Origin of the sequence: uncultured Chryseobacterium sp. (genome assembly GCF_913776365.1) — a bacterium.
In the GTDB taxonomy this organism is placed as follows: domain Bacteria; phylum Bacteroidota; class Bacteroidia; order Flavobacteriales; family Weeksellaceae; genus Chryseobacterium.
The window spans coordinates 1-13,177 of record NZ_CAJYMO010000243.1; the positions used below are offsets into that span (position 1 = coordinate 1).

Below are 13,177 nucleotides of genomic sequence, written 5' to 3' on the forward strand. Positions count from 1 at the left end.
CCTGTACGAATGCAGAACCGATCTGGCTTGTGAAATAATACCATATCCCGCCAAGGGCCAGCAGCCCGATCACAGAACCTATCGCACCCAGTATTACCGCTTCTATGATAAAAGGTTTCAGGATAAATCTCCTTTTGGCGCCTACCAGCTGCATGGTTTTGATGATGAATCTCTTGGAAAATATTTTCAGACGGATGGAGTTATTGATAAGCACTACCGCCAGGATGAGAAATAAAATGGAAAATCCTAAAATCCATTTCAGGATCCGGCTCAGGTTGTTGTAGACATCCACCATCAGGGTACTGTCGTTCTTTACATCGATGACTCCCGGAACGGCTTTGATGACCTTCAGGGCCTGATCGATTTTTGCGGGATCCACATATTCCGGTTTCAGGGCAATTTCTATGGAGGAAGGGAAAATGTTTTCTTCAAACAGGGCGTCCGCATCAATTCCCATGCTTTTTTTGGCTTCTGCAGAGGCCATTTCCCGTGTAATGTAGGTTGCTTTCTTTACAGGTGCCAGGGTCTGTATTTCCTTGAAAACCTCAGCTTCCATTTTTGCAATCTTTACAGAATCTTTGGCATCATAGTTTTCGTCAAAGTAGGCATTCACTACCAGCTGTTCCTTGATATAATCTGAATATTTCTGGGCATTAATCAGGATCAGCCCCATCAGCCCCAGAAGGAAAAGTACCAGTGCGATACTTACAACTACGGTAATATTGCTGGACCTAAGCCTTTTCTTATTGAATTCATCTACAGATTTAGCCATTAATATTAAAATTTTTGGCTAAAATAGAAAAAATCTTCCGAAATTTGGGAACGAAAAAGGGAAAATCACTGTTAATAAAATCATAAAAACGTTGAGTGTAAAAGCAAAAAAGCATCTCGGTCAGCACTTTCTGACAGATGAAAACATCGCAAGGAAAATCGTGGAAGGCCTCAGTTTTGATGGCTATCATCATACCATGGAAGTGGGCCCGGGAATGGGCGTGCTGACCAAATACCTGCTGGAAAAAGACCAGCACATTCACCTTGCGGAGATCGATACCGAATCGATTGAATACCTTAAAAACAATTATGCCCGGATTACGGAAGAAACCTTTGCCGGGGATTTCCTGAAACAGGATTTCAGCTTTACCAACGGGGAACAGCTTGCCATTATAGGGAACTTCCCTTATAACATCTCTTCACAGATCCTGTTCAAGATTATTGACCATTATGAGCTGATCCCTGAAATGGTAGGCATGTTCCAGAAGGAAGTAGCCGAAAGGACAGCCGCCGTGCCGAGAACCAAAGACTACGGAATCCTGACGGTACTGATACAGGCCTATTATGATACTTCTTACCTGTTTACGGTTCATGAAAACGTATTCAACCCGCCGCCCAAAGTAAAATCAGGAGTCATCCGTCTTACGAGGAACCCGAAAGAAGGGCTGAAAGGAAACGAGGCACTCTTCAAGCAGATTGTAAAGGCCGGGTTCAACCAAAGACGGAAGAAACTTTCCAACGCCCTGAAAATCCTGAATATTCCTGAAAGCCTTAAACAGCATGAATTTATGGATAAGAGAGCTGAAGAACTGAGTGTTCCGGACTTCATCGCTTTTACGCAGCTCTGGAAAGAAAGCTGATGCCATTGCAATCAGGTGCAACATCCTTTTACTGGCTGTTCAGTTCTTACAAAATAAAAAATGCCCTGCAGAAATTCTGCAGGGCATTATCATTTCATATCATCAGCGGGTCCTGATTATTCTCTGTTTTTCAGCATAATCCATCCGGAGTGGCTGATATCGGTTTTCGATTTCGGGTACTGGAAATTGAACTTGTACCAGTAAGTTGCAGTAGGAAGCCTCTTCCCTACCAGCGTTCCGTCCCACACCGGCTTTTCTTTGGAGAACCTGAAGATCTCAGATCCGTAACGGTCATATACCGATCCGGTGAAGTTGTTGAACGTGCCCAGCGAAGTAAGATCAAGGGTATCATTTATACCATCCTGGTTAGGCGTGATGATATTTGCAAAATGAAGGGTATAAAAATCAAGTATCCCTACACAGCTGGTTCCTACCGTCCTCACCTGTAGCTGATAGGTCGTGTTATTCTGAATTCCTGTAAACACATTGGAATTCTGCCATGAAATGCCGCCGTCTGCAGAGTATTCTACGGTCTGCGGAATATTGTTGATCATCGGTACTTCAGCAGTAACGGTAATGGTATTGTTGGCATAATCCACATGGGTGATGAACGGAGAGGCAGCGGCTGATACGGTTGCTGTAAAAGTTTTTGTACAGAATCCGTTGTTGATGGCCACGGTATAGATTCCCCATTCGTCTACATTGATGGTCTGGCTGGTTTCCCCGGTACTCCACAGGTAAGTATAGTTCGGTCCGGTTCCGGCGTCCAGTGTTGCCCGGTCGCCTTCGCAGATCTGCACATCCAGGAGTGCCGAAGTGATTGCAGGCACTACTTCCACGATAATTTTGGCAGGCTGCAGAGACCTGCAACCTTTGGGTCCGATGGAATACACGGAAAAGGTAGTGGTATTATAGAGTGTGGCGGTCTGCGTACCTCCGGTGCCCGGGAAGTTGGCCCATTCGTAGGTAGTTCCTCCGGTAGCGGTAAGGTCCACCGTATCACCAGGACAGATCTTCACTTTTGAAGCCACAAGAGTTACTCCAGGCGTAGGTTCTTTCTCCAGCGTCAGTTCGATCATCTTGCTGCAGAAAGCTCCGTTCGAAACCACTACATAAAGGATCTGGCCATCATTACCGTTATAATGAAGAATATCCTGAATATAACTATTGTTCTGAGCCATCGCATCTGCCTGGTTGACATAAAACCGGAAGACAGCACCGGGTGTCGGCGAAATCAGGGGCATGGCATTCGTCAGATCAAACCAGGGGACATCCGTTGTTGAGCAGAGTAACAATGTAGCATCGAACGCCTCGGGCGTTGTTCCGCCATTGACTTTGATATTAGCTTTTCCGGGGCACGGATTACCGGGAAACAGCACCTGAATCTCGTAATTTCCGGGCTGCGTTGCCGTAATGGTAGGTGTCGTTGCTCCCTGGACAGGATTTCCGTTAAAGTACCATTGGTAATTCAGGTTTGGCTGGTTTACCGAAGCGGTGATGACCTGAGGAACATTATCACAGACATTGATTTCACTCGGCAGTACTGCTCCCGTAGGATCCTGTAATTCCACCCCGATGTTGAAAGATCCGCCTTCCAGGAATACGGCAGAGTCGTAATTCCGGTCAATGGCATCGGCAATTACCATTTTAAAATGGTAGGACTGTCCTGCCACTACAGTAGCGGTAGCCTGCAGAGGCACGGTTCTTCCGTTGAAATTGGTTTCTATATTCCCGTTGTTATATCCTCCGAAAAAATTAACATTGGGAGCACCGCAACCCATACTGCCGCCACTGAAGCTGTTCAGCGGATGGATATTGGTTACACTCACAGGTCCGGTTCCCGGAGCCGGTAATACCGCCATATTCACATAGGGCCCGCCTGCAGTAGGCCTGAGGAGCAACGCAAAGGCATCGGAATACTGGCACGGGAAAAATCCGGTGTATTCTTCTGAAGCGAAAAGGTAATTGAATTTCACTTGGGAAGAGGTAGGTACGAAATCAAATTCCAGTACAACCGCGTCATTGAGGGATACGGAAGGATTGGTAGCTGCCACCAGATCGGGGTCGCTTCCCGTACCCACTGCATACCCTAAAGGCGTATTCACATTGATATAATTGTTACCGGCTTCGCTTGCTTTCCCGGTTACCAGGACAATACCGTCCTTAAAAGGAAAATTGGTGGTTCCTTTGTGGAAATAACCCCACGCCCTGTTTGCATCGGTAGCCGGAGTAGCCGGGCTTACCTGAACATTGGAAACCGTAGGTGTTACACAGGAGTTGGTTCCGGAAGAAATCAGAACATCTTTTACAAGCTGTGTGGGCGTAAAGGCTGAGGCCGGATAAGTAGGTGTATTAACATCAATAAAATCTCCTGCTTTCTTTTCCAGCCCTATTTCAGGCTTCTTAAATGGTCTCGGACTGATCTTCTGAGAATGGACATAACTGCACGATGCTAGAAAAGAAAATAGCAATAGACATCTCTTCATAATATTTTTGTTTCAACAAATTTAATTTTTTTTTAAAGAAATCGCATAGATTATGCTATTTTTTATGATATAAAAAAGACTTCCAGATAAATCGGGAAGTCTTTTTATTCATTTAAAGAAAGATTATGGAGTTAATTTCTGTTTTTAAGGAGAATCCATCCGGACCTTTGCTCCATTTTGCGGCTTGCCGGATTTTCCCACTGTACACGGTACCAGTAGGTGCCTGTAGGAAGATTCAGCCTGCCTCTCATGAGGCCGTTCCAGCTGGTTTCGTCCTTGCTTGCCTTGAATACTTCCTGACCGTACCTGTCGAAAATAGAAGCTGCAAAATTATTATACTTGCTGATTCCGGTAAAGTCGACAACATCGTTCTTCCCGTCGGCATTCGGAGTTACGGCATTGGTTACTACAAAGGTAAAGAAGGTTAAGGTAGTAGAACATTTCGCATCTTTTATTCTTACGACAAGATTGTAATTGGTATTGTCCAGGATGTTGAAAAATACGTTGGAAGCCTGCCATGTAATTCCGCCGTCTGCCGAATATTCCAATGGCCCCCCGGCAGGATTGTCCACAGACACGGTAAGGGTATTTTTCTCATATACCACATTGCTGAACTGAGGAAGCGTAGGGTTAATCAGCTGCGCCGAATATACTTTGGAACATGTTCCGTTGTTAATCGTTACAGTATAGGTTCCAGGAGTGTTGACTGAAATTGTCTGGGTCGTGGCTCCGGTATTCCACAGATAGGTATAATTGGTGCCTGATCCTGCATCCAGGATTCCGAAGTCGCCGGCACAGACCGATACGTCCTTCAGTGCAGAAACGATAGCCGGAACCACTTCGATGGTAATAGTGGTAGGATTAAGTACTTTACATCCGTTTCCACCCAATGCAAAAACAGAATACGTGGTCGTTGGGGCTATCGGTGTCACGATCTGGGTATTTCCGTTTCCGGGTAATCCTATCCATTCGTAGGTTATTCCTCCGGATGCTGTCAGTGTAACGGTCTCTCCTTCGCAAACTTTGGATTTTGAAGCGGCCAGTACGGCTACCGGCGGAGCCACAACAATAGTCACTGTAGCGGAATTGGCGGAAACACATCCGTTGGCTCCTACTGCGGTTACCGTATAGGTAGTGGTGTTTGCCGGAGAAACGACCTGGGTATTCCCATTTCCCGGAAGCCCGCCGCCCCAGTTATAGGTAACCCCTCCGGATGCGGTTAAAGTTACTGATTCTCCTGCACATATCTGCTGTACCGTAGAAGTAAGAGCCACAACCGGTGGCGTAGTATTCTGGGTCACTGTAACACTTTCCGTATAAGAACAGTTCAGGTTACCGGGCTGGTTGATATTGGTTACCGTTAACGTATATATACCGCCGGCGTTCACAACAGGAGTCAGGGTATTGGCTCCCGAGACAATGTTTCCTCCTGTGGTAGTCCATGCAATGGCAGATCCTGCAGGAATTACCGAGGTGCCGGCGTTCAGTGTCAGCTGTGGTGTGGTACAGGTAATCTGCTGCGGTGCATTAATGGTTAAGGTGGTCTGCGGTGTGGATAACAGCTGCAGCGTTACTACATTACGGCATCCCCCGTTGGTTACCAGGACATAAATCGTCTGATTTCCCGCACTGTTAAATACCGCAGGATTCGTGATGTTATTATTGCTTGCATTATTGGCATCCGTTATATTGAGGTAATAAGCAAAGGTAACGCCCGGAGCCGTTGTAATCTGCGGCTGGGCCTCGGTAAGATTGTAGTTGATGCCCCCGGTCTGATAACATTTGAACAGCGTGGCATTCTGTACTGTAATGGGCTGCGTAACCTGTATGGTAACCGTTGCCGGAGCTGTGGAAACACAACCGTTTGCCCCTACCGCCGTTACGGTATAAGTGGCATCAGCGGTTGGGGAAACGGTCTGTACGGCTCCGTTTCCTGTAACGCCCGGACCGGTCCAGTTATAGGTAGCTCCGCCGGAAGCCGTTAAGGTAACGGACTGGCCGGCACAGATCAGTGTTTTTGAGGCTATCAGCCCTGTTGACGGCGGTGCGCTGTCACCGGTAACGGTAACATTGGCAGTGGCTGAGCAGGTTACATTGCCGGGCTGATACAGTGTTGAAATTGTTAAGGTATAAGTTCCAGCTGTATTTACCACCGGATTCAGCGTATTTGCTCCGGAAACAATATTCCCGTTGGCAGTGGTCCAGCTGAAGGTGGCTCCGGCAGGATAGGTTGAACCTGAAGCATTTAATGTCGTCTGCGAGTTGGCACAGGTCAGGACAGCCGGCGTTGCTACAGAAGCTATAATTTCTGGTGCTTTAATAAGCTGCAGCTGGGCAACTTTCGCACAGAAGCCGGTTTTCACAGACACATACACCGTTTGTCCTGCACTCGGAAATGCGGTAGCATTGGTGATAAAGTTTCCATTTCCGTCCTGCGCATCATTCTGATTGATGTAATAAGCGAAGGTGGCTCCAGGCGTTGTGCTTATTGAGGATTGCGCTGAAGTCAGATTGAAGAGGGCATTCCCCTGGGCATAACATGCGGTAAGCGTTGCGTTCTGTACGGTAGGCGAAGTTCCGCCGACAATGGTTACGGAAGCGGTTCCCGGACATGTATTTCCGGGCAGGAAAACCTGAACGGTATAAGTACCGGGCTGGGTAGCGGTGTATGAAGCCTGGTTAGCACCGGGAATAGGGGTTGTCCCCAGCAGCCATTGATAAGTAGCGCCTGCTCCCTGTACGGAAGCAGTGAAAGTCTGGGGCGTGTTGTCGCAGACATTAATGGAAGACGGGAGGGTTACGCCTCCGGGTCCCAGTACCTGAACTCCGATATCGAAAGATCCGGCCTCCAAAAAAACGGCAGAATCAAAATTGGAATCCTGATAATCCGCCAGTACCATTTTAAAATGATAGGTTTCTCCCGGCGTCACCGTTGCAGTTGCCGTAAGCGGAATGGTTCGGCCGTCAAAATTGGTTTCCACCTGAGGGTTATTGATGCCGGCAAAATACTGGACATTCTTAGGTCCGCAGGGTAAATTGCCCGGAATAATATTGGTAACGCTCACAGGTCCCGCACCTCCCGGAAGAACCGCGAGATTCGTATAGGTAGGATCGGTTGCTTTTTTCAGCAGCAGGGCAAAACCGTCGGATATGTTACAGGTAAAATTGCTCTGGTATTCTTTAGAGGCAAATAAATAACGGAAAGACACTTTTGTGGAAGCCGGCACGAAGTCAAATTCAATATAAGTGGCATCCCTAAGGTTGGCATTACTCACATTTAAGGCCGTTGCGAGATCGGTATCCCCACTTGAAGGCAGAGGATCGCTGAGTGTTCCCTGGAAATTGTTCCCTGTTTTTCTGGCATAACCGGTGGTGAGAACAATTCCTTTGTCGAAAGGGAAGCTGGTAGAGGCTTTGTTGAAATAACCCCAGCTTCTGTTCTGGTCACTGATGGCGAGGTTCGGGGAAACGACCACGTTGCTTATATTGGCTGAAGAACATGAAGATCCGCCGCTGATGAGCACATCTTTTACCAGCTGCGTTATGCTGTAGCTTGATTCGGGGTATCCTGCTGCGTTCACATCGATGAAGACGCCTGCCTTCATACTTTCAGCTGCAGGTTTCTTCGCTGCCACTGTCCGCTGCCGGTCCTGTGCAGACAGGCTACCTCCTAGACATACTGAAAGCAAAGCCAAAAATAAATTTTTTGTCCTCGTGTTTAACATTTTATACTATTTTAAACAAAAATACTATTTTTTTTGATTGAATTTCAACCGGGAGCAAATTACATTGGCATTCATGCAAACGTTTCTGTTCATATTTTCGCAATGTAAATCTTATTAAAATAAAGAAGACCGGCACAGTGCCGGTCTTCCTAAGGGTTTTCAATCTTTGGGATTATTCAAAATTTTTGAGCAGGATCCAGCCTGTTTTCAGGGTTGGCTTCTTGCTTGCCGGATCTTCGAAAACGATCTGGTACCAGTAAGATGACGTCGGCAGGCGTTTTCCCTGGAAGAGGCCGTCCCAATACGGCTGTAAGCTGCTTGCCCTGTAGACTTCTTTTCCGTAACGGTCAAAAATAGAGGCTTTGAAATCTTTGTTTTTCAGGATTCCCCTGAAATCTATGATATCATTGATGTTGTCACCGTTCGGCGTGATTACGTTCTGCATGATGAAAGTAAAATAGTCAAGGAAACCGACACAACTGGTATTCTTCACCCTTACCCTTATGGAAACTACGATATTCCTGGGTACATTGGAGAAGGTATTGGAATTCTGCCATGTTGCTCCGCTGTCTATGGAATATTCAAGCGCTCCGTTGCTTGGGTTGCTTGCCGTAAGAGCCAGTGTCCCGCTTTCATTGTAATCCACATTGATGATCTGCGGAATAACGGCCTGAATTACCTGCACTGTGAATGCTTTGGTACATACTCCATTGTCGATGGTTACCGTATAGGCTCCCGGCGTTCCTACGGAGATGGTCTGCGAAGTATCTCCGGTGTTCCAAAGGTAGGTATAGTTCGGTCCTGTGCCGGCATCCAGCGTAATCACGTCACCGGTACAGATGAATCCGCCCCGTACGTTAGAGGTAATGGCAGGAACTACTTCTACGGTAATGGTTAACGGTGCAGCCTGGCATCCGTTCGCTCCCGTTCCCACTACAGTATAAGAAGTCGTGGTGGTAGGGGAAACCGTTTTTGTATCTCCCGTTCCGGAAACACCGCCAGACCATGCATAGGTAACAGCACCTGAAGCGGTAAGGACTACCGATTCGCCCTGGCATATTTTGTAGTCATTGGAAGTCAGCGTTACGGTAGGTTTTACCTTGTTTTCGGTAACGGTTACATTGGCCGTTGCGGTACAGGTGGCACCTGGCTGGTATACTTTGGTAATGGTTAATGTATAGGTTCCTGCCTTATCAACCACAGGGTTTGCGGTGGTAGCCCCTGAAACGATGTTCCCGCCTCCTGAAGCCACCCAGTTGAAGGTAGATCCTGCCGGGTATACCGATGCTGCTGCATCCAGGGTAATCTGCTGCGTGGCGCAGGTAATGACCTGGGGAGCCGCAATGGTAGCAGTCATCTGGGAAGCTTTTACGAGCTGGAGCTGTGCCACCTTGGAGCAGAAGCCTTTGGCAACATTTACATAAATGGTCTGTCCGCCGTTACTTGAAAAGGTAGTCGGCGCAGTGATATTGAGGTTATTTCCCTCAACTGCATCCGCCTGGTTCAGATAATACTTGAATGTGGTTCCTGTGGTGGTGGTCAGATAAGGTTCTGCCTGGGTAAGATTAAAGATAGCATTTCCTGTGGTGTAACAGGCAGTGAGCGTCGCATTCTGAACGGTAGGACTGGTCCCTCCGACAATGGTAATGACTGCTGATGCAGGACACTGGTTCCCCGGCACCATAACTTTTACTTCATAGGCTCCCGGAGAAGTGGCGATATAAGTTACGCCTGTCGCACCATTGATCGCAACCCCGTCTTTGTACCATTGGAAAGTCATTCCCGGAGTTACCGTTAGGAGTGCCGTCAGTACCTGAGGGGTATTGTCACACATGTTTACGGTACTTGGCAGCACAACTCCGCCGGCTCCTACGATGCTGATTCCGATATCAAATGAGCCTCCTTCCAGGAATACGGCAGAATCGAGGGTCTGGTCATTATAGTCGGCCAGTACCATTTTGAAGTGGTAAGCTACTCCCGGGGTCACATCGGCGGTTGCCGTCAGCGGGATTACCCTTCCGTTGTAATTGGTTTCGATGCTGTTGGTATTATAACCTCCGAAATAGTTTGCATTTACAGCCGGGCAATTGGTTGGAAATGCATTTCCGTTGAATTGATTCGCCGGACGTATATTGGTCACACTTACAGGTCCTGCCGTACCGGGAAGTATGGCAACATTGGTATAGGCACCTCCCGCAGCCGGCCTGATCAGTAAGGCAAATGCATCTGAATAACTGCATGGAAAAGTGCTTGTATATTCTTCAGAAGCAAACAGGTAATTGAATTTCACCTGGTTGGAATTGGGAACGAAATCAAACTCCAAGGCTACCGCATCCCGCTGGTTGGTGATATTGGTATTGGTAGCGGCAGCAAGATCAGCATCCCCTGTTTGGGATATTGTCCCCTGAAGGTTTGATGATATAGCTGAATTACCGGCCTCTCTGGCATAGCCTGTGGTCAGAACAATTCCGTTGGCAAAGGGGAAAGCGGTAGTTCCCTTGTTAAAATACCCCCAGAACCGGTCGTTATTGGTAACCGCGTGATTTGGGGTTACGGTTACATTGGTCACATTCGGGGCTCCGCAGCCTGACTGTCCGTTGATAAGAACCTGCTGGACCAGCTGCTGGATGCTGTAGGAAGATTCAGGATAAGAAGCGGCATTCACATCAATGAAAGCACCGGCTTTCATACTGGCTGCCGTTAATTTCACTTTTCCGTTGGTACGGGAAGTATTCTGTGCCCACAAAGATCCCGAAACAAAAAGAAATACTAAAAAAAGATAGTAATTTTTTAATCTATAGTGTAACATTTTATTGTTGTTTGTTCAAAAGTACTAAATTCTGAATAAAAAAAGCCTCAAATATGTATTATTTATACTAAAAACTTAATTTATTCATGAAAATTACAAATAACAGATAATATATCCGGCTAAAATTGAAAGGCTGATAAAAATTTGTCTTTTTTATCAGCCTTCTCCAGTCACCGTACTGAAAATGTACCTCTTACGCCGGAATTACTCTTTCTTCAGCTCTTCGATTTTGTTCTGAAGCTCTTCGATCATATCTTTCAACGCTTTGATTTCATTTTTATTGGAACTTACATTGCTTTTCAGCATTACGTTTTTTGCCCGCTCGCTGTGGTCTTCATCATCTTCCTCTTCATTGATCTCTTCAATATCTTCCTGAATATCCTCGATATCCTCATTGATTTCCTCAATGTCTTCACTGATCTCTTCGATATCTTCGCTGATTTCTTCTATGTCTTCCTGAATGTCTTCAATGTCCTCCTGAATGTCTTCAATCTTTTCATGGCTTTTGTTCACCGACATCTGAATGAAGATCGCCAGGTAAATGGCTTCCAGCGAGACCACGGTGGTGAGAATGAGGAGCATTTTGTCAAATGCTACCAGGTGAAGCACCGGCAGCAGAAAAGAAATAATGAAGAATAACGTATGGGCAATCAGGGAAGGAATGGAACCGATCCACCAGGTAATGCCATTGGCTATTTTTTCCAGGACTTCTGTCTTTTCTTCGTACTTTTTCATGGTGTTTTCTTTTTAAAACAATTCTTTGGTTACGCCCAGTCCGAAAAGGGCAAAATCATATTTTGCAGGATCTGAATCATCAAATTTCCGGATCATGAGATCAAGTTCTTCCACCGTCTTCCAGTCGTTCTGGGTTCTTGAAATCAGCCCCAGCTTACGGGAAATATTCCCGGTATGGACGTCCAATGGAATGGATAGGTATTTCGGGTCTATTTTATCCCAGATTCCAAAATCCACGCCACGGCGGTCGTTGCGCACCATCCAGCGGAGAAACATCATGATTCTTTTGGTCGATGAGTTTTTATACGGCGAACTTACATGCTTATGGCTGCGGTGTTTTTCCGTCCCCAGGAACCGGCTCCTGAAACGTTCTACCGAATGCATGAAATTCGATTCCTCTTCCCGGAGCAGGAAAAGGTTTTCCAGACTTTCATGTTCTGCATACATGCGGCGGAACTGACTGATAAAATACGCAAAATCTTCCCCGTTAAACGTCCTGTGAATACTGTTTCCCTGGATATCCTGCAGTTCTTTACCGGAATGGTTCATTATAAAATCATAAGGGGAATTGCCCATAATATCCAGCATTTTATCCGCCGACCTGATAATGGCTTTCCTGTTCCCCCACGAAATGGTGGCGGCTAAAAAGCCTGCAATCTCAACATCCTGCCTTAGTGAAAAGCGGTGGGGGATCTGAATCGGGTCATCCCCGATAAAACCGGGCCGGTTGTACAGGTCTGCTTTTTCATCCAGAAATACCTTCAGTTCTTCAAACTTCAGCATGCTCCTAAATTTTTACCGGTTCCAGTGTTTTCGGTAAGAAGGTATTGGGAAAAACAGCCCTCGCTTCGTCTGTAACTACCGTAAGGTCCGAGTAGCGGTTGGACAAAGGCCCCAGGATCAGCTTTCCGACCTCTGCTTTGCGGGCGATGGTGGCCGCTTCCAGAGCCGTGGTGTGCCCTGTATAATCTGCCATTTCCTTTAAATCGTGAAGGAAAGTGGATTCATGATACAGCACATCTACATTTTTGATAATCGGGATTACATTTTCCAGATAGCGGGTATCACTGCAGAACGCATAGGAAACAGAAGGTGCCGGGTCAATGGTGAGCTTCTCGTTCTTCAGTACGTAGCCGTCACCCAGCACAACATCTTTTCCGGCCTTGATATTGTGGTAATCGCAGGTTTCTATTTCGCTGTACTTGGCAATTTCCTTCATATTAAGATGTCTGTCCTTGGGTTTTTCCCTGAACAGGTAACCGTTGCAGTAAATCCTGTGATCCAGAGGAATGGTGTAGACTTCTACCCTGCTGTCCTCGTAAATTTTTTCGGAAACATCTTTATCCAGTTCATGATATATTACCTCAAATCCCCGATGGGTTTCGGTAATGGTAAAAATGGTCTCCAGCATATTTTTAATTCCTTTCGGACCATATACATGCAGCGGAGTCTCCCGGCCCAGCAGCCTGAAAGAAGCGATAAGCCCGGGCAGGCCAAAGCAGTGGTCACCATGAAGATGAGAAATAAAAATATGGTTGATTTTGGAAAACTTCGCCTTGGCTTTCCTCAGCTGCACCTGTGTACCCTCCCCGCAATCGATCAGGAAAGACCGCTCTTCCATTTCAAGGAATTGTGCGGTAGGCGAGGAATTAATGGTGGGGATTGCTGAATTGAACCCTAATATCGTTAAATACGTACTCAAATCTATAATTTAATGGTCATACAAATGTACGACAGATTTTTAACTTAATTAAAGTTACATGAGCCACATCTACAGATTCAGCAGATAAT

General features: G+C 46.5%; 8 protein-coding genes. 1 reads left to right on the top strand and 7 read right to left on the bottom strand.

Going from position 1 to position 13,177, the window contains the following annotated elements; translation table 11 throughout:
- On the bottom strand, window positions 1-772 hold a 772-nt coding region (locus QZ735_RS12365; protein WP_294248868.1), incomplete at its 3' end, for a permease-like cell division protein FtsX.
- Window positions 773-863: 91 nt separating this feature from the next.
- On the opposite strand from QZ735_RS12365, the gene rsmA reads away from it, so the two are divergent.
- A complete protein-coding gene (rsmA, locus tag QZ735_RS12370) occupies window positions 864-1,631 on the top strand; it encodes a 16S rRNA (adenine(1518)-N(6)/adenine(1519)-N(6))-dimethyltransferase RsmA (RefSeq protein ID WP_294248871.1) in 768 nt (255 codons plus the stop codon).
- Window positions 1,632-1,747: 116 nt separating this feature from the next.
- Here the strand turns inward: rsmA and QZ735_RS12375 are convergent, their stop codons facing one another.
- The 6 genes from QZ735_RS12375 to QZ735_RS12400 form a co-directional block, all read right to left on the bottom strand.
- Complete coding sequence (locus QZ735_RS12375) at window positions 1,748-4,117, bottom strand: choice-of-anchor L domain-containing protein (protein WP_294248874.1); 2,370 nt, start codon at window positions 4,115-4,117, stop codon at window positions 1,748-1,750.
- A 131-nt stretch (window positions 4,118-4,248) separates the two neighbouring features.
- Window positions 4,249-7,812: a choice-of-anchor L domain-containing protein gene (locus tag QZ735_RS12380; RefSeq protein WP_294248877.1), complete on the bottom strand. Its 3,564-nt coding sequence runs from the start codon at window positions 7,810-7,812 to the stop codon at window positions 4,249-4,251.
- Between the two features lie 202 nt (window positions 7,813-8,014).
- Complete coding sequence (locus QZ735_RS12385; protein ID WP_294248880.1) at window positions 8,015-10,651, bottom strand: choice-of-anchor L domain-containing protein; 2,637 nt, start codon at window positions 10,649-10,651, stop codon at window positions 8,015-8,017.
- A gap of 204 nt (window positions 10,652-10,855) precedes the next feature.
- Window positions 10,856-11,386 (bottom strand): DUF1003 domain-containing protein, encoded by a 531-nt coding sequence (locus QZ735_RS12390; protein ID WP_294248883.1) that lies wholly within the window; start codon window positions 11,384-11,386, stop codon window positions 10,856-10,858.
- Between the two features lie 12 nt (window positions 11,387-11,398).
- Entirely contained in the window at window positions 11,399-12,166 is a 768-nt protein-coding gene (locus tag QZ735_RS12395; protein ID WP_294248889.1) for a TIGR02757 family protein, read from the bottom strand.
- Between the two features lie 7 nt (window positions 12,167-12,173).
- Window positions 12,174-13,088, bottom strand: a complete 915-nt coding sequence (locus QZ735_RS12400; protein ID WP_294248886.1) for a ribonuclease Z — start codon at window positions 13,086-13,088, stop codon at window positions 12,174-12,176.
- Window positions 13,089-13,177 lie beyond the last annotated feature (89 nt).